At 33.3% G+C, this 20638-nt stretch carries 22 protein-coding genes; 20 read left to right on the top strand and 2 right to left on the bottom strand.

The genetic code is table 11. The features are described from left to right. The first annotated feature begins 4 nt into the window (after window positions 1-4). The 11 genes from K6112_00715 (at window position 5) to K6112_00765 (ending at window position 8241) form a co-directional block, all read left to right on the top strand. The gene (locus K6112_00715) at window positions 5-835 is read left to right on the top strand and encodes a gluconolaconase (GenBank protein ID QZP17913.1); all 831 of its coding nucleotides are present in this window, start codon (window positions 5-7) and stop codon (window positions 833-835) included. 14 nt (window positions 836-849) lie between these two features. Then, the gene (locus K6112_00720) at window positions 850-1020 is read left to right on the top strand and encodes a hypothetical protein (GenBank protein QZP17914.1); all 171 of its coding nucleotides are present in this window, start codon (window positions 850-852) and stop codon (window positions 1018-1020) included. Beyond that, window positions 1016-1264, top strand: a complete 249-nt coding sequence (locus tag K6112_00725; protein QZP18439.1) for a hypothetical protein — start codon at window positions 1016-1018, stop codon at window positions 1262-1264. The genes K6112_00720 and K6112_00725 overlap by 5 nt, the downstream gene beginning before the upstream one ends. A 119-nt stretch (window positions 1265-1383) precedes the next feature. Then, window positions 1384-2091: a GntR family transcriptional regulator gene (locus K6112_00730; GenBank protein ID QZP17915.1), complete on the top strand. Its 708-nt coding sequence runs from the start codon at window positions 1384-1386 to the stop codon at window positions 2089-2091. 9 nt (window positions 2092-2100) lie between these two features. After that, entirely contained in the window at window positions 2101-3288 is a 1188-nt protein-coding gene (locus K6112_00735; GenBank protein QZP17916.1) for a malate dehydrogenase, read from the top strand. An 8-nt stretch (window positions 3289-3296) separates the two neighbouring features. Next, a complete protein-coding gene (gene sdhC / locus K6112_00740) occupies window positions 3297-3662 on the top strand; it encodes a succinate dehydrogenase, cytochrome b556 subunit (GenBank protein QZP17917.1) in 366 nt (121 codons plus the stop codon). Beyond that, window positions 3659-4012 carry a succinate dehydrogenase, hydrophobic membrane anchor protein gene (gene sdhD, locus K6112_00745; GenBank protein QZP17918.1) on the top strand — a complete coding sequence of 118 codons (354 nt, stop codon included), beginning with the start codon at window positions 3659-3661 and terminating at the stop codon, window positions 4010-4012. The genes sdhC and sdhD overlap by 4 nt, the downstream gene beginning before the upstream one ends. Beyond that, window positions 4005-5753, top strand: coding sequence for a succinate dehydrogenase flavoprotein subunit (gene sdhA / locus K6112_00750; protein QZP17919.1), 1749 nt, complete (start codon window positions 4005-4007; stop codon window positions 5751-5753). The genes sdhD and sdhA overlap by 8 nt, the downstream gene beginning before the upstream one ends. A gap of 7 nt (window positions 5754-5760) precedes the next feature. After that, window positions 5761-6513, top strand: a complete 753-nt coding sequence (locus tag K6112_00755; GenBank protein QZP17920.1) for a succinate dehydrogenase iron-sulfur subunit — start codon at window positions 5761-5763, stop codon at window positions 6511-6513. Continuing rightward, window positions 6491-6733 (top strand): succinate dehydrogenase assembly factor 2, encoded by a 243-nt coding sequence (locus K6112_00760; GenBank protein ID QZP17921.1) that lies wholly within the window; start codon window positions 6491-6493, stop codon window positions 6731-6733. Before K6112_00755 ends, K6112_00760 begins: the two co-directional genes overlap by 23 nt. Continuing rightward, window positions 6733-8241, top strand: a complete 1509-nt coding sequence (locus K6112_00765) for a fumarate hydratase (protein QZP17922.1) — start codon at window positions 6733-6735, stop codon at window positions 8239-8241. Before K6112_00760 ends, K6112_00765 begins: the two co-directional genes overlap by 1 nt. Before the next feature lie 4 nt (window positions 8242-8245). Here the strand turns inward: K6112_00765 and glnD are convergent, their stop codons facing one another. Continuing rightward, the gene (gene glnD / locus K6112_00770) at window positions 8246-10777 is read right to left on the bottom strand and encodes a [protein-PII] uridylyltransferase (GenBank protein QZP17923.1); all 2532 of its coding nucleotides are present in this window, start codon (window positions 10775-10777) and stop codon (window positions 8246-8248) included. Window positions 10778-10786: 9 nt separating this feature from the next. Further along, complete coding sequence (gene map / locus K6112_00775; GenBank protein QZP17924.1) at window positions 10787-11581, bottom strand: type I methionyl aminopeptidase; 795 nt, start codon at window positions 11579-11581, stop codon at window positions 10787-10789. Window positions 11582-11725: 144 nt separating this feature from the next. On the opposite strand from map, the gene rpsB reads away from it, so the two are divergent. The 9 genes from rpsB to K6112_00820 all read left to right on the top strand — a co-directional run bounded on the left by rpsB (window position 11726) and on the right by K6112_00820 (window position 20635). Then, the gene (gene rpsB / locus K6112_00780; GenBank protein ID QZP17925.1) at window positions 11726-12484 is read left to right on the top strand and encodes a 30S ribosomal protein S2; all 759 of its coding nucleotides are present in this window, start codon (window positions 11726-11728) and stop codon (window positions 12482-12484) included. Window positions 12485-12509: 25 nt separating this feature from the next. Then, window positions 12510-13382 (top strand): translation elongation factor Ts, encoded by an 873-nt coding sequence (tsf, locus tag K6112_00785; GenBank protein ID QZP17926.1) that lies wholly within the window; start codon window positions 12510-12512, stop codon window positions 13380-13382. An 81-nt stretch (window positions 13383-13463) separates the two neighbouring features. Next, window positions 13464-14183: a UMP kinase gene (pyrH, locus tag K6112_00790; GenBank protein ID QZP17927.1), complete on the top strand. Its 720-nt coding sequence runs from the start codon at window positions 13464-13466 to the stop codon at window positions 14181-14183. Between the two features lie 16 nt (window positions 14184-14199). Next, window positions 14200-14757 carry a ribosome recycling factor gene (gene frr / locus K6112_00795; GenBank protein ID QZP18440.1) on the top strand — a complete coding sequence of 186 codons (558 nt, stop codon included), beginning with the start codon at window positions 14200-14202 and terminating at the stop codon, window positions 14755-14757. A 73-nt stretch (window positions 14758-14830) separates the two neighbouring features. Beyond that, entirely contained in the window at window positions 14831-15493 is a 663-nt protein-coding gene (uppS, locus tag K6112_00800) for a di-trans,poly-cis-decaprenylcistransferase (GenBank protein QZP17928.1), read from the top strand. A gap of 2 nt (window positions 15494-15495) precedes the next feature. Next, the gene (locus K6112_00805; GenBank protein QZP17929.1) at window positions 15496-16350 is read left to right on the top strand and encodes a phosphatidate cytidylyltransferase; all 855 of its coding nucleotides are present in this window, start codon (window positions 15496-15498) and stop codon (window positions 16348-16350) included. After that, window positions 16347-17513 carry a 1-deoxy-D-xylulose-5-phosphate reductoisomerase gene (gene dxr / locus K6112_00810; GenBank protein ID QZP17930.1) on the top strand — a complete coding sequence of 389 codons (1167 nt, stop codon included), beginning with the start codon at window positions 16347-16349 and terminating at the stop codon, window positions 17511-17513. The genes K6112_00805 and dxr overlap by 4 nt, the downstream gene beginning before the upstream one ends. Before the next feature lie 267 nt (window positions 17514-17780). Continuing rightward, window positions 17781-20093, top strand: coding sequence for an outer membrane protein assembly factor BamA (gene bamA, locus K6112_00815; GenBank protein QZP17931.1), 2313 nt, complete (start codon window positions 17781-17783; stop codon window positions 20091-20093). 29 nt (window positions 20094-20122) lie between these two features. Continuing rightward, window positions 20123-20635 carry an OmpH family outer membrane protein gene (locus K6112_00820; GenBank protein ID QZP17932.1) on the top strand — a complete coding sequence of 171 codons (513 nt, stop codon included), beginning with the start codon at window positions 20123-20125 and terminating at the stop codon, window positions 20633-20635. Window positions 20636-20638 lie beyond the last annotated feature (3 nt).

Raw genomic sequence — 20638 nt, forward strand, 5'->3', positions numbered from 1 at the left:
TGAAATGAATAAAATATTACAAAATCTTTTTTTAATTATTCTAGTGAGCTTTACTCTTGGCGGCTGTGGAAGTAATTCAAATAAAAAATATGAGGGCTTTTTGATGCCAGAGTCTGTTGCAGAAGGCCCTGATGGCTCTATTTATGTTTCAGAGATTGGTGAGCGTGATATTGATAAAGATGGAAAGATTAGCAAGATTAACCGAGATGGAACCATAGAGACTGTGGCATCTGGCCTTTATGATCCAAAGGGTATCGTGTTTTACAATGATAAACTATATGTCACTGATCGTGACGTAGTGATTGAGGTAGATCTAGACGGCACATGGCAGGTCTATGCTGGAACAATGTTGTTTCCAAAGGCGCCTGTATTCTTTAACGATATCGATGTTTCAAGCAACGGAACTTTATATGTCAGTGACAGTGGAGACTTTAAAGAGAGCGGATTTATTTTTGCAGTAAATACATCTGGCGAGATTGATCTTTTATTTGAAGGAAATGATCTTATTAAAGCACCTAATGGGCTTTTAGTACTAAATGATTCAAAGTTACTAATTGTTGATTGGGCAGGTGATTTGTTAGAAGGCGATTTAAAAAACCAAGGCATTAAAAAATTAGGTGAAGGTTTTGAGGGTGGGGATGGCCTAGCAATTAAGAAGGATACGATCTATATTAGCAGTTGGACAAAAGGAACCATATATTCATTTAAAAATGGAAAAACAGATGTTGTCGCAGATGGTTTTGAGGCTGCTGCGGATATTGCACTAGTTCATGACAATAAGGTTTTAGTTGTGCCTGACATGAAAGCTGGGTCAGTTACGTTTATAGGCATTTAAAGGGTGTTTTAAGAATGAAAAAAGAATACTACATCGACTACCCACAAGAGAAAATAGAGCCAGGCCTTAATCTATATAGATGTTCAATATGTAAAAAAGAATCCTTATTTATCAATGGTTTATTAAATAAACATGATGCTAATTGTAGTTATAGAGTTGAGCAAGAGAAGCAATTAGTTGATTAATAATAATCAAGAATGTATTAAAGCTGTCGACCTCGCACTTTCTGGTAAGTGGGACGAGGCCCATGCAATTGTTCAAGAAATAAATACAGACTTTGCGCAATGGATTCACGCAGTTTTACATAAAATTGAGGGAGATGAATCTAACAGTCGTTATTGGTATAACCGATCTGGTTTAAGGACATATGAATCTTACAAAAACCCTGACCAGGAGCTTTTAGTTATAAAAGAAGATTTATTTTTATAACACTTCTTTTTTTCAAACAATATCTACCAAAATTTCTTTATAACTAATTCATATAATCAATTGATTCTTGATCTAGTCTTATATATGATATATAAGACTAGAAAGCAAAGAGGTGATATATGGAACTACTTTACGTGGAAGTTAAAAAGAAAATAACGCAAAGCTTGATTCAAGGCGAATGGGGTCCTGGTGAGGCTATACCGAGTGAAATTGAACTCGCAAACATATATGATGTTAGCCAAGGCACTGTTAGAAAGGCAATTGATGATCTTAGTGCTGAAAGTATTCTAGTTCGTAGACAGGGAAAGGGCACCTATGTTGCTACCCATAATGAGGAGAATATTCAGCTACGTTTCTTAAGATTAACTTCACAATTTGGGTTAAATGAAAAGTTAGATAATCAATTAATCTCTTTCTCTAAAGAAAAAGCTACCAATAAACTTGCAAAAATATTAAACATAAACCCATCATCAACTATTATTTCTGTAACTAGGATATTAACCTTCAATGAAAAACCATTAATTTTAGATGTCATAAAAATACCAGCCCAATCATTTAGAGGTTTAACTGCTGAAATGATTGTCAAAAATAATGGATCAATGTATCGAATGTATGAGACTGATTTTGGAGTAAGGATGTTACGAGCTGACGAGAAAATTATAGCTATTACTGCTAATTCAGAAACAGCTTCTCATTTAAAAGTACAAGAAAAGCACCCACTATTAAGTGTTGAACGTATTTCTTATACCTATAAGAACAAACCTCTTGAATGGAGATTAGGTCTTTATGTAACAGATAACCACTTTTATCGATCAGAACTTGACTAGGAAAACTTAATGAAATCAAATGAAAAAAAAGCCTTGGATTACCACGAATATCCTAAGCCAGGTAAATTAAGAGTTGAATCATCTAAAGCCTGTGAAACTGCAGAGGAATTATCTCTAGCATACACACCAGGCGTTGCAGTTCCCGTAAAAGAAATAGCAAAAGACGAAAAAAATGCTTATAGGTTTACGAACAAAGGAAATCTGGTTGCGGTTATTACGGATGGATCTGCAGTACTTGGTCTAGGAAATGTTGGAGCCTTAGCAGGTAAGCCTGTGATGGAGGGTAAAGGCGTGTTATTTAAAAGATTTGCAGGTATTGATGTCTTTGATATTGAGGTAAATTGTAAGGATCCAGATGAATTTATAAGAACAGTTGAAAATATAGCACCGACTTTTGGAGGTATTAACTTAGAGGATATTGCAGCACCAAACTGTTTTTATATTGAAAATGAGTTAAAAAAAAGGTTAGATATCCCCGTCTTTCATGATGACCAACATGGCACTGCAGTTATTGTTGCAGCGGGATTGGTGAATGCCCTTGAAATTCAAAAAAAGAAGATTGAAGAAGTTAAGATTGTTTTTTTAGGTGCTGGTGCAGCTGGGTGTTCCTGTGCAAGACTCCTTAAAAAAATGGGTGCAAAAAATATTGCCTTGGTTGATAGGAAAGGCGTTCTAAATAAAAATAGAAAAGATTTAAATCAATATAATCAAGATCTTGCTATAGATACACAAAGTAATACATTTGATGAATACATTGTTGATGCTGATGTATTCATTGGTGTTTCGGGAGCCAACCTTTTAAAAGAATCACATCTATTGAGTATGTCAGCTGATCCCATTATTTTTGCATTAGCTAACCCAGATCCTGAAATACTTCCTTCTGATGCTCATCAAATTAGAGATGATATTGTGATGGCTACAGGCAGATCTGACTTTCCCAATCAAGTAAACAATGTTCTTGGATTCCCATTTTTATTTAGGGGGGCTTTAGACGCTAAAGCAACCGAAATAAACGATAAAATGCTCATAGCTGCTTCAAAAGCATTAGCAAGCCTAGCTAAGGAGCCAGTTCCACAAGATGTTCTTGAGGCCTACGGCTTAAAATCATTAACTTTTGGTCCTGAATATATAATTCCAAAACCCTTTGATTCAAGATTGATTGATTGGGTTGCAAATGCTGTTCAAAATGCAGCTTGATTCAGACTATGAATAAACAACCTAAAAACTTGAATCTATTCACCATTCGATTCCCAATTCCCGCTATCGTATCAATAATGCATCGTATGAGTGGCGTTATCATTTTTTTACTTATGCCATTTATTACGATTGGGTTTTCAATTACTTTAATGTCTTCAAATGCTTTTGCTAATGTCATATCAATCTTTGATTTATGGCCTGTAAGGATTTTAAGTGCATTGTTAGTGTGGGGTACCTTTCATCATTTTATTGCAGGATGTCGGCATTTATTATTAGATTTGCAGATTGGAAATGATTTAATCATTGCGAGGCTAACCAGTAAAACGGTATTAATACTAAGTTATATTTTTACTGCACTGGTATTTTTGATTTGAGTAGAGTTAGCCTAAAATCTCCATTTGGTGGAATGACGCAATGGCTTTATCAACGGTTCACAGCATTTTTCATGATTGCCTACTTAGCAATCATTGTATTTTATTTTTTATTTAATATATTTACCTTCGAGTCTTGGGTGGCTTTTATGTCGCCTTTATGGATGAGATGTACAACCTCAATTTTTTTTATATTTATGATTATTCATGCATGGATAGGGATTCAACATGTTATTGATGATTATATTAAATTAAGTTTTTTGAAGGCTTTAATAAATATAATTTTTTTACTTTTGACGCTCGCACAAATTATATATTTGCCTTATTTCTTAATGGTAATTTTCAATGGTTAAAAATTTTAAATTTGATTCTATTGTTGTTGGTGGCGGCGGCGCTGGATTAAGAACATCTATACAACTTTCCGGAGCGGGCCAAAGGGTCGCTGTTATTTCAAAAGTTTTTCCCACAAGATCTCATACTGTTGCTGCCCAAGGTGGCATTGCTGCAGCGCTAGCAAATGTTTCTGATGATAAATGGTTATGGCATATGTATGACACGATCAAAGGATCAGATTATTTAGGTGACCAGGACGCTATCGAATACATGTGTAAAAATGCAGCTGAGGCGATATATGAACTTGAGCATATGGGAATGCCTTTTGATAGAAATGCTGATGGCCGCATTTATCAAAGACCATTTGGTGGAATGACAAAAAACTTTGGTGAGTCATCAATCTCAAGAACTTGTGCGGTGGCAGATAGAACGGGACATGCCATGTTGCATACTCTTTATCAAAAAAATATTGAACTGCAGACCCAATTTTTTATAGAATGGATTGGTTTAGATCTTATTAGAGATGAGGACGGAGATGTTCTTGGATTAATTGCTTTGGAATTACAGACAGGGGATTTGGGAATCTTTCATGCAAAGAATACCATTTTTGCTACAGGTGGAGCGGGAAGGATTTTTCAAGCAAGCACTAATGCATTTATTAACACAGGCGATGGCCTTGGCATGGCTGCAAGAGCAAATATTAGCTTAGAAGATATGGAGTTTTGGCAATTTCATCCTACTGGAATTCTTGGTGCGGGTGTCCTAGTTACAGAGGGTGTACGCGGTGAAGGAGGCTATTTAATAAATTCAAATAATGAACGCTTTATGGAACGTTACGCACCTAGCGCAAAAGATTTAGCAAGTAGAGATATCGTTTCTAGAGCAATCGCTCAAGAGGTTTTAGAGGGCAGAGGAATTGGTACAAATAAAAATGGTGTTTATCTCACTTTATCTCACCTGGGTGAAGAATTAATTAACGAAAAGTTACCCGGTATTAGAGAGATCTCAATTAAATTTGCAAATGTGGACCCCGTTAAGGAACCAGTCCCTGTTGTCCCAACAGTCCATTATATGATGGGAGGGATTCCAACAACCTTAAATGGCCAAGTCAGAGATGGTATCAAACAAAAAGAGGTAAATGGTTTTTATGCAGTGGGAGAGTGCGCATGCATTTCTGTTCATGGTGCAAATCGCCTGGGATCCAATTCCCTCTTAGATTTAATTGTTTTTGGAAAAGCAGCTGGTCAACATATCCTAGATTCATCAAAAGGAAAGAAATTGAAAAAACTACCAAATGATGTAACAAGAAAAACTATAGAAAGATTAAAAAAAATAAATACAAAAAGCTCTCTGGAGGACCCAAGGGAGCTAGGTGAGGAATTAAGAGCGGTAATGCAAAAACATTGTGGTGTATTTCGTTTCCCACAACTACTTAATGAGGGATTGGCTAAGGTATATAAGTTGAAGCAGAGAATTGAGAATATATCTATTAAAGATAATTCTAAAGTTTTTAACACAGCAAGAACGGAGGCGCTTGAGCTTCAAAACTTAATTGAAGTCGCTTTAGCAACAATGGCTTCAGCTAAAAATAGAGAGGAAAGTAGAGGGGCACATTCAAGGTCTGATTTTCCAGAAAGAGATGATAATTCTTGGTTACAACATTCCTTATATAACCCTAAAGATGGTTCTTTAGATTACCGACCTGTAAAAATGAAACCTTTAAGTGTTAAATCATTTCCGTTAAAAGAAAGAGTCTATTGAGTTTAAGATGAAAATCTCAATTTATAGATTTAACCCAGATAAAGATAAAAAACCATATAACAAGTTTTACGACGTAAAGAGAACTGATTCCGATACGATGCTATTAGATTTATTAATAAAAATTAAAGCTTTGGATGATTCACTTTCGATGAGGATGTCATGCCGTGAAGGTGTTTGTGGTTCTGATGCTATGAACATAAATGGAAAAAATGGCTTAGCATGCGTTACTAAAATAGACGACTTAAAAAAACCTATTGTAATAAGACCTATTCCTGGACTTCCTGTGATAAGAGATCTTGTTGTGGATATGAAGCAATTTTTTAAACATTACGATTCAATAGATCCATATCTTAAAAGTAAAAACCCCCCACCTAAGAAAGAACGTTTACAGTCACCAGAGGATAGAAAAAAGCTTGATGGCTTGTATGAATGCATACAGTGTGGTGCCTGTACAACCGCGTGCCCTTCATTTTGGTGGAAACCTGATAAATTTGTTGGGCCAGCAGGCTTATTACAAGCTTATAGATTTTTAGTAGATAGTAGGGATGACGCAAAAGAGGAGCGTCTTGACAATCTTGATGATCCTGATCGATTGTACCGTTGTCACAATATTATGAATTGTGCAGATGTTTGCCCAAAAGGCTTAAGTCCCTCAAAAGCAATTGCAGGCATCAAAAAAATGCAAATGACAACTAAAAAACTAAAATTTCAAACCTTAAAAAAAATATTCCATATAAATGAGTCAAAAAATGATACTTGATAATCAAATTAAATATCGTTGCAGAAGAGGTTTATTAGAGCTTGATTTGATTTTAAATAACTTTTACGAAAATAGATTGCAACAACTATCCATTGAAATGAAAAAACTTTTATTAGAGTTTTTAGAAATGGATGACAATAATATTTGGAATATTTTAAATTCTTCTAAGTATTCAAAAAAATATGATTCATTAGTTAAATTAATTTATCCTATTAACTAATGACAATTATAAAAAAAAATGATTTTACCGAATCGATTGCTAGCGCTCTTCAATACATTTCTTATTATCATTCTGAGGATTTTATCCATGCAATGAATCGCGCTTTAGAGGTTGAGAAATCAACTGCTGCAAAGGATGCAATTCTACAGATTTTAACAAATTCAAAGCTTTCAGCATATGGAAACCGTCCAATATGCCAAGATACCGGTATTGTTACAGTTTTTATTAAGCAAGGTATGGAACTTAGATGGGATTCTGATAAAACAATCGAGGAAATGGTTAATCAGGGCGTCAGGAATGCATATCTTGATAAAGAAAATCCATTAAGAGCATCAATTGTTAAAAACCCAATATCAGAACGATTAAATACTAAAGATAATTCACCTGCAGTTGTTCATGTCAGCCTCGTGCCAGGAAGTGATTTAGATATAAGTATTGCTGCAAAAGGTGCCGGCTCAGAAAATAAGGCAGTACTGGGGATGTTAAATCCATCAGATAATATTGTTGATTTTATTATAGATGAAATACCTAAAATGGGCGCCGGGTGGTGTCCTCCTGGAGTTTTAGGTATAGGTATTGGTGGTACAGCGGATAAGGCGATGGTAATGGCAAAAGAATCACTATTTGAGACTATCGATATTCAAGAATTAATCAAAAAAGGACCTTCAAACAAAATTGAAAGTTTAAGAATTGAATTATATGAAAAAATCAATCGTCTAGGCATAGGGGCTCAGGGGTTGGGTGGGCTCACTACCGTCCTAGACGTTAAGGTCAAAGATTATCCAACGCACGCAGCTTCACTTCCAGTGGCGATCATTCCTAATTGTGCAGCTAATAGGCATATTCACTTTAAAATGAGCGGTGATGGTCCAGTTAAATTAAAACCACCCAATTTTGAAGTATGGCCTAAAGCAGAGTGGTCACCAAAAGAAACGAGCACAAGGGTTAACATAGACACCCTCCAAAAAAAAGATCTAGGAAAATTTAAGCTTGGGCAAAGTTTACTACTTAGTGGAAAAATCTTAACTGCCAGAGATGCTGCGCATAAAAAATTAAAAGAATTGACAGATAAGAATCAACCATTACCTGATGGCTTAGACCTAAAAAATCGCTTTATTTATTATGTGGGTCCTGTCGATCCAGTGGGTAATGAAGTTGTTGGTCCAGCTGGACCTACAACCTCATCCAGGATGGATAAGTATTCATCCCTTATGCTTGAAGATTACGGAGTTATTGGCATGATTGGTAAAGCTGAGAGAGGAAAGGAAGCATTAGAGAGTATTAAGAAAAATAAAGCAGTTTATTTGATTGCTGTTGGTGGTTCAGCTTATCTAATTTCACAAGCTATTAAGTCTTCAAAGCTTATTGCATTTCCTGAGTTGGGAATGGAGGCGATATATGAGTTTGAAGTTGAAGATATGCCCGTTACTCTAGCAGCTAATACTGATGGAGAATCATTGCATGAAGAGGGTGTGAAAAAATGGAATGCAGTTCTAATGAAATATTAAGACCTTAAGTTAAGCGTTCTAGAATATTTTTTTTAAGCTGTTTTATAGTAGTTTCCTCAACTTTTTTTGAGGTAATAAGAAAAAAATCTTCCGCTCTATTACCTAAGGTATTTATTCTTGCCTTATCAATTTCAAGGCTAAGTTGATTAATCTCTCCGCTGATCATGTTCAATAGCCCAGGTCTCGAATCTGTAATAATTTCTAATTCAAATTGTGTGTCATTAATAATTTTATTATTAATGACGGTCTGGATATCATGGTGTTCGGCCTGCCTTGTCTTTCTTAAAGTTATTTCTTTACTTTCAAATTTACGAGGGATTATTTCAGTTAAACCTTGCTCAAGATTTTGGAAGAGTTGGTTATAGCTTTCATTTATATTGTTATCATCCAGCACATGAAAAATATCCAACGCATAGTCATGTGAGGTTGTATAAATTTTTGCATCCAGAATATCCAATTGGTTTTCATAGAAGAAGTTTGTTATTTTTTCAAATAATGAAGGTTGATTTTTAGAGTAAATAAGAACCTCAATAAAGCTTCCTTTGTGATGATGAATTCTTACTATTGGATTATTTGAATGGGTATGTGGCATAAGTAATCGTGTTTGCCAGGCTATTTCGTTGGCATCGAAACGCATGAAGTAATTAAGATCAAGCTTCTGCCAAAATTCATCGTAGTGGTTCTTTTTGATTGCATATTTAGAGAGAATTTTAGCCACCTCTTTTTTTCGATCATTCACCATATCAATTGGTGACTTATGTTGCTCACTTAATAATTTTGTTGTTGATGTGTATAAGTCATAAAGTAGGCTTGCTTTCCATTGGTTCCATACATGCGGGCTTGTACCTCTTATATCAGCTACTGTGAGGAGATATAGCGCATCAAGATAGGTTTGTGTCCCAACTAAATCTTTAAACTCATGAATTACCTGTGGGTCCGAGATATCACTTTTTTGTGCAATTTGAGACATTTTTAAATGAGATTTAACAAGCCATCCGACTAGATGAATTTCCTTTTCTGGCAGACACATTTTTTTACAAAATTTTATCGCTATAAAAAAGCCAAGCTCGGAATGATCTCCGCCTCGACCTTTTGCAATATCGTGAAAAATAGCACCTAAGTACAATAAGTATGGTTTTTTAAATTTAAGAAATATTTCATGACATTCAGGAAACTCATACTTCAAGCTTACTTTACTAAAGCGTCTGATATTCTCAATAACATTTAAGGTGTGCTCATCCACTGTATATATATGGAAGAGGTCGTGCTGCATTTGAGCAACCACTCTCCCAAATGCGGGTATGAAGTTACCTAAAATATTACATTTATTCATTAAGCGTAATGATCGATTGACTTTATCGCGACCTGAAATAACTTCGATAAACTTAGATTGATTTATTTTATTGTTTCTAAATTTTTCATTTATAGTCGGTCTGATGTTATTCAAAGCCTCTAAAAGATTCGCCCCGAATCCTTGCGCCTTGTTTGTTTTTTGGAGGAGGATGAATGGCTCAAAAACATACTTACCAATTATTGGAATATGTTCTTTATCTATATCAATTAAATGATTTGAAAGGATAAAAGGAAATTGGTTATTAATTTGAATAGATTTTGAATTATTTGGGTCAAGTTTCTTAAGTAGAATTTCGTTTAATAATATTATATAATTTACTGATTTATAATAATTTTTCATTAAAACTTCACTAGATTTTTTATTATTCTTTGCCTGGTATCCTAATGCTTTGGATAGCCTAGCTTGAACATCAAATGTGAGTCTATCGTCAGTAGATTTAGATAAAATATGGAGGAGAATTCGATACTTATTTACCTTATTAGTGGTTAATCTAATTTTTTTATATTGATCAGCAGATAAAATTTCCCTCTGTTTTAATTCTTCAAAGGATTTACCTTTATTTTGACTTGCGGCAATCCACAGTATCATTTGTAAATCCCTTAGGCCTCCGGGACTTTCTTTAATATTTGGCTCTAGTTGATATGCTGAATCCCTGTATTTGCGGTGCCGAATAGATTGTTCAGCCATTTTTTCTTTAAAGAACTTTTCGATATTAATTGTTTTATTAATTGTTGTGTTGAATTTTAAGAAAAGATCATGACTTCCAAATATAAGACGCGCTTCAAGCAGGTTGGTAGCTGTTGATATATCGGCAATAAATTCTTCTTTAACTTCTGCAAGATTTCTAACGCTATGACCAATTTTTAAGCCTATATCCCAGCATTTCGTGATGAATTGACTAATGTTTTCATCATTTTCTATACTTTTTTTGCTATTAAGCACCAGTATGTCAACATCGGAATAGGGAAATAACTCATTCCTGCCATAACCGCCAACGGCAATGAGCGTATTTTTTTTAGAAACATTACTATCTATCCATAACTTAATGAGCATATTATCAACAATTTCAGTGTGTTTTTTAAGGAATTGTGAGCCGTTTGTTTTTTTTATGAATTGATTGCAAAGATTTTGGAATTTTCTTTGATAACTTTTTTTCTCAGTAGCTACAGTGTGGGAAGGCATGAATAAATTTTAATCTAAAAATGGTGTTGGCGTATCTTTTGATACTGTTAATACCTCATAACCCCCACTTGTGACCAATATTGTATGTTCCCATTGAGCTGATAGGCTTCTATCCTTTGTTACAACAGTCCAGTTATCTGGTAGGACTTTGATATCTTTTTTCCCTGCATTTATCATGGGCTCGATTGTAAAAATCATGCCTGCTTCGAGTTTGAGACCTTCACCTGGAGTGCCATAATGCAGGACCTGTGGTTCATCATGAAATACTTTTCCGATGCCGTGCCCACAAAATTCTCTAACCACACTGTAAGATTTTGATTCAGCATAACTTTGAATTGCATGGCCTATATCACCAAGATAAGCACCGGCTTTAACCTCTCTTATCCCTAACCACATAGACTGATAAGTTACTTCACAAAGTCTTTTTGCTTGAATTGATGGCTCTCCAACAAAAAACATACGACTTGTATCTCCGTGATAACCATTTTTTATAACGGTAATATCAATATTTACCACATCACCTTTTTTTAATATTTTTTCTCCAGGAATTCCATGACATATTTGATTATTTACCGATGTACAAATTGATTTTGGGAATGGCGTATGTCCGGGAGGTGCGTAATTAAGAGGAGCAGGAATAGTCCCTTGCTCATTTGTCATAAAATCATGACATAGGCTATCAATTTTTTCTGTTGTAATACCTGGTTTTATGTAGGGCGAAATAAAGTCAAGAACTTCAGATGCTAGCTTTCCAGCTATCCGCATCTTTTTTATATCTTCTTGATTATTAATTGTAATTGGCATATTTAATTTCTTTGAGTTTTATATATAAATTGTTGAAATATGTTATCATGTTGCCGATTTATTTTTAAAATTTCCACTAAGTTTTTTTAAGGGTGCTTAGCATTTTTAAACTTAGTGAAGTAATAACCCTTAAAGGAGAAAACTATGTCTGTTACGATGAGACAAATGCTTGAAGCTGGTGTTCACTTTGGACACCAAACAAGATATTGGGATCCAAAAATGGCACCGTATATTTTCGGTGACAGAAACAAAATTCATATAATTAATCTTGAAAAAACTCTTCCTATGTTTGAGGAGACGATGAAATATGTAAAAACATTGTCAGCAAACAAAGGGCGAATTCTTTTTGTTGCAACAAAAAGACAAGCAAGAGAAATTATTAAAGAAGAGGCCATTAGAGCTGACTGTGCTTATGTCAACCATCGATGGCTTGGGGGCATGCTAACTAATTTCAAAACAGTTAAGCAATCAATTAAGCGCCTTAATGAATTACAACTTAGTCTAGAAGACGGTAGTGTTGATAAAATTACTAAGAAAGAAGCATTAGGAATTAAAAAAGAATATGACAAATTAGAGAGATCAATCGGTGGTATTAAAAATATGAATTCACTACCGGATGCAATCTTTGTGATTGATGTTGGTTATGAAAGTGGGGCAGTTGTTGAAGCAACAAAACTAGGGATACCTATCTTGGGTGTAGTTGATACAAATAATTCAATTGATGATATTGATTATGTTATTCCAGGTAATGATGACTCAAGTAGAGCAATCAGACTTTATGCAAGAGGAATTGCAGATGCTGTTCTTGAAGGAAAGAAGAGCGCCATTGATGATTTAGCAAAAATGGTTAAAGAAGAAGACCCTGAAAAAGTTGAACCTAAAACTGAAAAAAATAGCGAATAACAAAATAATTAGGAGTTTATAAAGTATGGCTGAAATTACAGCAAAAATGGTAATGAGCTTAAGAGCTAAAACTGATGCGCCGATGATGGATTGTAAAAAGGCACTGAGCGAGGCGGATGGCGATGCCACTCGTGCCGAAGAAATACTTAGAGTTCGTTTCGGAAACAAAGCCTCAAAAGCATCAACGAGAGTCGCAGCAGAAGGAATTGTTGCCTGCTTTATTAGAGATGATAAAAAGGCGGGAGTGCTTGTTGAAGTAAATTCTGAAACAGATTTCTGCTCAAAAAATGATGAATTTGTTGCATTCGTAAAAAAAATCACAAAGGCAGCAGTTGAAAATGACTTAAACGATTCTGAACAATTATCTAATTTATCGATTGATGGTAAAACAGTTGAGGAGATAAGAACTGAATTGATAGGTAAAATTGGGGAAAATATTACAATCAGAAGGGTTGAGAAGATAATTGCCAAAGACAATCTTTTTTCGTATAACCACGGAGGAAGAGTGGGAGTCATTGTTGATATCAAATCATCTGATGAGGTTTTAGGTAAGGATATCGCTATGCATATTGCTGCCACTAAACCTAAAGCTCTTGACCAAAGTGGTGTCTCTCAGGATTTAATCGATGCTGAAAGAAGGGTGGCGATTGAAAAAGCCAAGGAAGCAGGAAAGCCTGAAGAGATGCTTGAGAAAATAGCAACTGGAACAGTTAACAAATTTTTAAAAGAAATTACATTGGTAAATCAAGTATTTGTTAAAGATGAAAAACAAACAATTGAGCAACTTCTTAAAAATAATAATTCAGCGATAAATGGGTTTAAGTTTTTTATTGTTGGTGAAGGTATTGAGAAAAAAGAGGTTGATTTCGCATCTGAGGTTGCAGCTGCACAACAATAAAAAAATTGTAGTGATTTAAAAAAAAGGATTGTTAAGCATTCCTTTTTTTTTATCTAAAACAGTCTAGAATAACGGATAGTTATGAATAAATTAAAATACAAAAGAGTTCTCTTAAAACTTTCTGGTGAGGCATTAATGGGAAACGATGCATTTGGAGTCAATCCAGAAACTATTAGCAAAATTGTCAGCGAAATCAATCTTATGGTGGATTCTGGAGTTGAATTAGCAATTGTAATTGGTGGAGGAAATATTTTTCGAGGCGTAGCACTTGGATCTAAGGGAATGGACCGTGCAACTGCAGACTATATGGGTATGCTTGCTACCGTCATGAATGCAATTGCCTTACAAGATGCGATGAAACATATTGGTATTATCAGCAGAGTTCAGTCAGCAATTAAAATTGAGCAAATAGTAGAGCCCTATATAAGAGGTAAGGCAATAAGATATATAGAGGATAATAAGGTTGTGATTTTTGCCGCTGGAACTGGCAATCCTTTTTTTACAACTGATACGGCAGCAGCTTTAAGAGCTATTGAATTAAACGCTGAAGTTGTTATAAAAGCAACAAAGGTTGAGGGAATTTTTTCAGCTGACCCAGAAAAGGTGAAAGACGCTAAGTTATTTAAAAAAATTACATTTGATGATGTAATCAGTAATAAATTAAAGGTAATGGATTCAACAGCATTTACGTTATGCAGAGATCAAGGGATGCCTATTGCAGTATTAAGTCTATTTAAAAAAAATGCGCTATTAAACTTTATTCATGGCGAAGAAGAGGGGACTTTAGTTACTATAAATTAAAAAAAGATGAGGAAATATAATGGAAGAACTATTAACTGACTCAAAGGTTAAGATGCAAAAGACTATTGAGTCTTTTCAAAATAATTTATCAAAAATTAGAACAGGAAGAGCAAGCACAAGTCTTCTTGATCACATTTCTATTGATTATTATGGAACATTAACCCCATTAAACCAAGTAGCAGCAATTAATGTAGCCGATTCATCAACATTAACCATACAGCCTTATGAAAAAAACTTCTCAGCAGTGATTGAGAAAGTAATCAGAGAAAGTGACCTGGGACTTAATCCTGTTGGTGTGGGAGATTTGATAAGAGTACCAATGCCACCTTTAACAGAAGAGAGAAGAAAAGATTTGATTAAAGTGGTTAAATCCGAGGGTGAGAGTAGTAAAATTTCCGTAAGAAATATTCGTAGAGACTCAAATGATGAATTAAAAAAATTAACTAAAAATAAAGAAATTAACGAAGATGAGGAAAGAAAACTTCAAGATATTATTCAAAAAAATACAGATATGTTTATATCTGAAATAGATTCTATGATAGATATAAAAGAAAAAGATTTATTAACGATATAGAGTAAAAAAACTGTATTTCTTTAAAAAAAAATTACTCAAAAAACATAAAATACCTAAACACATTGCGGTAATTATGGATGGCAATGGTAGATGGGCAAAGAATAAGATGTTGCCAAGGTTGGTCGGTCACAACCGAGGCTTGCAATCTGCAAAAAAAATTATTGAATGTTGTATTAAATATAATATTGACACACTTACACTTTATGCATTTAGTACAGAAAATTGGAAAAGACCTCTCAAGGAAGTGGACGGCCTCTTAAAACTGTTTTCTGAAACAATTTCAAAAGAATCAAAAAAAATTCATTCGAATAAAATAAAATTAAAATTCATTGGCGATACCTCCATACTGACAGAACCTCTGCAATTAAAAATAAAAGAGATTGAGAAAGAAACGTCAAGAAATAAAAGGTTAATCCTTAATGTAGCACTAAATTATGGTGGGAGGCATGATATTGTTAATTCGGTAAATAGTTTTTACGAGAATAAAAAAAATATAAAAAAAATTACGGAAAAAAATATTAATAATTGCTTATATACAAAGGGACAGCATGATGTCGATTTATTAATTAGAACTGGGGGCCAACAAAGAATGAGTAATTTTTTATTATGGCAGTCGGCATACGCAGAACTTTATTTTTCAAAAAAATTATGGCCGGATTTTGACGAAAAAGTATTTGTAAATGCTTTATATTTCTTTCAAAATACTGAAAGAAAATTTGGTTCAATATCAAATTAATCATGATGTTAAAAGAAAGAATTTTATCAGCTGCTATTTTGTTATTTATTTTCTTAGCATCTTTTTTATCAAAAAATCCGCTATATTTTTTAATAATTGTTTTTATAGTAAGTGTTATTTTACTTTATGAATTAGGAAAAATATTAAAGCTTAAAAGTCTTGCTTTGATAATTTATTGGATTTTATCTTTAACTCCAATTATTTTATTCAATCTATTTATTTTTTTAAATATAAATTATTTTGACCATGAACTTACAATAATTTTATTTAATTTTTCAATTCTTATTAGTTGGGTTAGTTTATTTTTTTGGTTTTTTCTTGTTCCTATAGATATTAAATATAAAAAAATATCTTCAAATATAAAGTTTCAAATTTTTTATGGCTATTTTTTAGTTACGCCAATGGCTCTAGTTACTTTAATAATTTTTATTCAAAATAAACTTTTAATTTTAATTCCTTTTATTATGATTTGGATTGCAGATATTGGAGCTTTTTTTATTGGGAAGAAACTAGGAAGAAATAAGTTGGCGAAAATCATAAGTCCAGGTAAAACAATCGAAGGAGCTGTTGGTGGATTTATTTGCAACATTATTTTTGCTTACATCTTAGCTTATTTCTTTGCATTAAGTTTCTGTATTATGTTAATTTTTGCAATAGTAATAACTTGCCTTAGTATTTTTGGAGATATTTATCAGTCATTTCTAAAAAGACAAGCTAATTTAAAAGATAGCGGCTCAATTATACCTGGTCACGGCGGCTTATTTGATAGGTTGGATAGTTTTTGTCCCACCTTACCTATATTCTTTTTAATGTATATATATTTCAATACTGATATTGCATTAAAGTCAATAATATGAAAATCATTTCCATTTTAGGTTCTACAGGAAGTATTGGAAAAAGTACTTTGTCTGTAATTAATCTCCATCCTGAAAGATTTAAAGTATTTGCATTAGGTGGCTTTAATAATATTGATCTATTGTTAGAGCAAACAATTAAATTTAAACCAAGTTATATTGTTACTAAAGATTTACCATCAAAAAAACTATTGATTGATAAGCTCAAAGATACAAAATTAGGAACTAAAGTTTTATTTGGTGAAGCAGGGTACAACTTTATAGCATCTCATGAAGATGTAACAACAGTAATGGCTGCTATTACTGGAAGCGCTGGTTTAATTTCTACAATTGAAGCTGCAAAGAGTGGCAAACAAATTTTATTAGCAAATAAAGAATCTATGGTTATGGCAGGAAAGCTAATAAATAAGATTTGTTTAGAAAATAACGCATCATTAATTCCTGTAGATAGCGAACATAACGCTATTTTTCAAGTACTACAATCTAAAAACGACTCTCAAGAGATAAAAAAAATTATTTTAACTGCATCAGGAGGCCCATTTAGAAGTCATAATCTTAAGAGCCTAAAAAAGGTAACAGTTGAGGAAGCCTTAAATCATCCTAATTGGAAAATGGGGAAGAAGATTTCAATTGATTCAGCAACAATGATGAATAAGGGACTTGAGGTTATTGAAGCTTCACATCTTTTTAGACTTAATATGGATAAAATAGAAGTTGTTATGCACCCACAAAGTATTATTCATTCATTTGTTGAGTTTATTGACGGAAGCTCACTTAGTCAACTTGGTAGTCCTGATATGAGGGTTCCTATAGCCTATGCGCTTAGCTATCCAGACAGAATTTTCTCTGGTGTGGATGGTGTTTTGCTTGATAAATTACCAAATCTTGAGTTTTTTAAGCCTAATTTAGACATATTTCCATGCCTAGATCTTGCTTATCAATGTTTGGCTGAAGGTGACGTGCATTGTATTTACTTAAATGCGGCTAATGAGGTTGCTGTTGAGGCCTTTTTATCAGAAAAAATAAATTTCACACAAATTTCAGTATTAATTGAAAAAACACTTTTCAAAGCTGAATCTATAGCTATAAATTCAGTTAAACATATTCTTGAGATCGATAATTTAGCGAGAATGGAATCAAATAAAATTTTAAATAATTTCTTTTAAATCAATATTTTATTTAAATTATATGAAGTATTTTATTAAATAAATATTAACAAAAAAGTACTCCATGCCGCCTTAAATTAATGTTTTTTATACGTTTTATGTAAATTATGTTTGATTGATTATCTAAGGCTAATAATTTTTAAAGATACTTTATTTTATACTTAAGTATTTATAATTTCATTAATTCTCAATGACTTAAGGGAAATATTAGTTTTGATATCGTAAATTGCAGTATATAATGTCTTTTTTAAAATAAATTTTTTTTTAATGAAAAAGATAATTTTAATATTCCTATCCGTTGTGTCAATTATTTTGCCAGTTTATGCAGAAGAGAATACTATTTCTGATATCAAGGTTCAAGGGCTAAAGAGAGTAGATGCTGGATTAGTTTTTGATAATATCCCTTTTGAGGTAAATACCCCAATTAAGGAAGCTAATTTTAGCGAAGCTATTCAGCTTCTATATAAAACTGGGCAATTTAAAAATATAAGCATAGATTTAGAAGGAACTGTTGTAATTATTAATGTTAATGAAAAACCTATCATCTCGACAATTACTTTTCATGGTACCGATGCTATGCAACCTGACAAAATCAAAGAAGGTATGCTCCAAATGGATTTGGGTGAGGGATTGATTTTTAACGAACCCAACTTAAAAAAGGTTAAAAGTCAAATTAGCTTGCAATATCTTAATTTAGGCCTCTATTCAGCGACTGTTGAAACAAAAGTTACTCCACAAGAAAGAAATCGTGTTGCAATAGATTTTTATATAAATGAAGGCTCTACAGCCAGAATTAAAGAAATAAAAATAATAGGCATAACTAATTTTGATGAAGAAGATTTATTGAGCCGACTCGATCTTAAGCCAACAAGTTTTTTATCATGGTGGGATAAAGATGATAGATACTCCCGTCAAATCCTAGTCGGTGACTTAGAAAAAATTCGTTCTTTTTATATGGATAGAGGATATTTGGACTTTGATATTAAAAATACCACTGTAAGTATTTCAGAAACCAAAAAAAATGTTTATATTTCAATCATTATAGATGAAGGTGATAAATATAATTTTGGGGATATTAAATTAAGTGGGAAATATTATCCATTGACGGAAGAGTCAATCTTTCAAAAGGATATTAAAACAATTAAAGGTGAAGTTTTCAGTAGAAAATTACTAAATCAATCAACAGAATCGATCAATCAAGAGCTTGGTAATTATGGTTACGCGTTCTCTAATGTAAACCCTATTCCAGATGTTGATAAAAACAATTTAACGGTTGGTTTCAATTATTTTATTGATCCAGGAAAAAAGACTTATGTAAGACGTATAAGCTTTATAGGAAATGAAAGAACTCAGGATAAAGTTTTAAGAAGAGAGATGAGGCAGTTTGAAGCTTCTTATTATGATAAAGAAAAAATTGATCACTCGACTAGACGTTTAAAAAGAACTCAGTATTTTGAGGGGGTAGATATTAAAACAGTTTCTGTCCCAGGTATTTCTGACCAAGTTGACTTAACAGTTGCCGTTAAAGAAAAAAATACAGGTTCGGTAAAGCTTGGAGCAGGTGCAAGTTCAGACGAGGGGTTGGTGGGGAGCTTTTCTGTAACACAAGCCAATTTTCTTGGAACTGGTAATACAGTTTCAGGAACTATAAATACTAGTAGCGTCAACACGATCTACCAGATAAATCATATTGATCCTTATTTCACTCTTGACGGAATCTCTAGGAGACTCACAGCCTACATGAAAGAAACAAATACAAAGGATTTGGATACGGGGCAATACGATAAAAAATCATATGGATTGGGCGTAGGTTTTGGAGTTCCTATGAATGAGTATGATACTGTTAGGATTGGTTTTGATGTTGATATTTCAGACATTACACTTGTTGATTCATCACCGCAAAGGTATAAAGATTATTGTAAGGATGTTTCGGGTGGAGATAGCAGTGGTTGTGATCAAAATGAAGCTGTCTTATCTCTTGGATACTCCTCTGACAAAAGAGATAGCGCCATATATCCAAGAGATGGTTATAAATATGATTTAAGCACTGAAATTACTTTACCATTACTTGATATGCAGTATTATCAAATTAATGCAAAAGTTGTGGACTATATCCCACTGTCTAAAGAATTCGTTTGGAATAATAAACTTAATTTAGGATATGCACATTCTTATGGAGACGATCCATACCCATTCTTTCAAAATTATTATGTAGGCGGCACAAATTCTGTAAGAGGCTATAAAGCAGCATCGATTGGAAAACAGTATTTCGACACCATACAAGATGATTATGTCTCAACTGGAGGAACTACAAAGGTTGTAGCGAACACTTCAATCCTTTTCCCACTTCCTGGAGGAATGTTTAAAGATCAAGTTAGGCTTGAAACATTCATCGATGGTGGTGGTGTATGGGAGGAGGATGAGAATATTGCACTAGATGAAATGAGATTCTCAGCAGGGCTTTCAATTCAGTGGGTTTCGCCATTTGGCCCAATCAATGTATCATTTGCTAAGGCATTGAATGATGATGCTCAAGATGAAACGGAATCATTCCAGTTTGGAATGGGAACGAATTTTTAATATAATTTAAGATAAGGAACTAAATAACCATGATCAGTAAATTTTCAGCAATAATTTTTAGTATATTTCTGTTGCTACCACTGTCAGTTTCAGCTGAGATGGAAATATTCAAAATTGGCTATGTTGTTGTAGAGAAGGTTTTAAAGGAAGCGCCCCAAACAGCTGCTAGTAATAAAAAACTTGAAAAAGAATTTAAATCTAGGACGGATGAACTTCAAAAGAAAGTAAAAGCCATTCAGAAACAAGAAAAAGATTTCAATAAAAATAGTTTAACAATGACAGCTTCTGATCGCCAAAAGGCACAAAAGAAAATACAAAATTCAAAAATTGAAACCCAAAGAATGGAAAGAGAGTTAAGAGAAGATATTGATATTAGAAGACGTGAAGAAATTGGAAGATTACAAGAAAAAATAAATGAAGCAATTGAGGAAATGGCTAAAACAGATAAGTATGATCTTATTCTTTACCAAGGTGTAGCTTATGCCTCAAAAGAAATTGATATTACTGATAAACTTATTAAAGTTTTAGGTAAAACTAAATAATAA

The organism is Methylophilales bacterium, assembly GCA_019823025.1.
Taxonomy (GTDB): Bacteria; Pseudomonadota; Gammaproteobacteria; order Burkholderiales; family Methylophilaceae; genus BACL14.

Bases quoted from the DNA above. Each gene is read 5' to 3' on its own strand.
- K6112_00820 (QZP17932.1), top strand. From the start codon at position 20,123: ATGATCAGTAAATTTTCAGCAATAATTTTTAGTATATTTCTGTTGCTA.
- K6112_00715 (QZP17913.1), top strand. From the start codon at position 5: ATGAATAAAATATTACAAAATCTTTTTTTAATTATTCTAGTGAGCTTT.
- rpsB (QZP17925.1), top strand. From the start codon at position 11,726: ATGTCTGTTACGATGAGACAAATGCTTGAAGCTGGTGTTCACTTTGGA.
- K6112_00805 (QZP17929.1), top strand. From the start codon at position 15,496: ATGATGTTAAAAGAAAGAATTTTATCAGCTGCTATTTTGTTATTTATT.
- dxr (QZP17930.1), top strand. From the start codon at position 16,347: ATGAAAATCATTTCCATTTTAGGTTCTACAGGAAGTATTGGAAAAAGT.
- map (QZP17924.1), bottom strand. From the start codon at position 11,581: ATGCCAATTACAATTAATAATCAAGAAGATATAAAAAAGATGCGGATA.
- glnD (QZP17923.1), bottom strand. From the start codon at position 10,777: ATGCCTTCCCACACTGTAGCTACTGAGAAAAAAAGTTATCAAAGAAAA.
- K6112_00760 (QZP17921.1), top strand. From the start codon at position 6,491: ATGAGTCAAAAAATGATACTTGATAATCAAATTAAATATCGTTGCAGA.
- uppS (QZP17928.1), top strand. From the start codon at position 14,831: ATGGATGGCAATGGTAGATGGGCAAAGAATAAGATGTTGCCAAGGTTG.
- bamA (QZP17931.1), top strand. From the start codon at position 17,781: ATGAAAAAGATAATTTTAATATTCCTATCCGTTGTGTCAATTATTTTG.
- pyrH (QZP17927.1), top strand. From the start codon at position 13,464: ATGAATAAATTAAAATACAAAAGAGTTCTCTTAAAACTTTCTGGTGAG.
- K6112_00765 (QZP17922.1), top strand. From the start codon at position 6,733: ATGACAATTATAAAAAAAAATGATTTTACCGAATCGATTGCTAGCGCT.
- K6112_00730 (QZP17915.1), top strand. From the start codon at position 1,384: ATGGAACTACTTTACGTGGAAGTTAAAAAGAAAATAACGCAAAGCTTG.
- K6112_00735 (QZP17916.1), top strand. From the start codon at position 2,101: ATGAAATCAAATGAAAAAAAAGCCTTGGATTACCACGAATATCCTAAG.
- K6112_00755 (QZP17920.1), top strand. From the start codon at position 5,761: ATGAAAATCTCAATTTATAGATTTAACCCAGATAAAGATAAAAAACCA.
- tsf (QZP17926.1), top strand. From the start codon at position 12,510: ATGGCTGAAATTACAGCAAAAATGGTAATGAGCTTAAGAGCTAAAACT.
- sdhA (QZP17919.1), top strand. From the start codon at position 4,005: ATGGTTAAAAATTTTAAATTTGATTCTATTGTTGTTGGTGGCGGCGGC.
- sdhC (QZP17917.1), top strand. From the start codon at position 3,297: ATGAATAAACAACCTAAAAACTTGAATCTATTCACCATTCGATTCCCA.
- K6112_00720 (QZP17914.1), top strand. From the start codon at position 850: ATGAAAAAAGAATACTACATCGACTACCCACAAGAGAAAATAGAGCCA.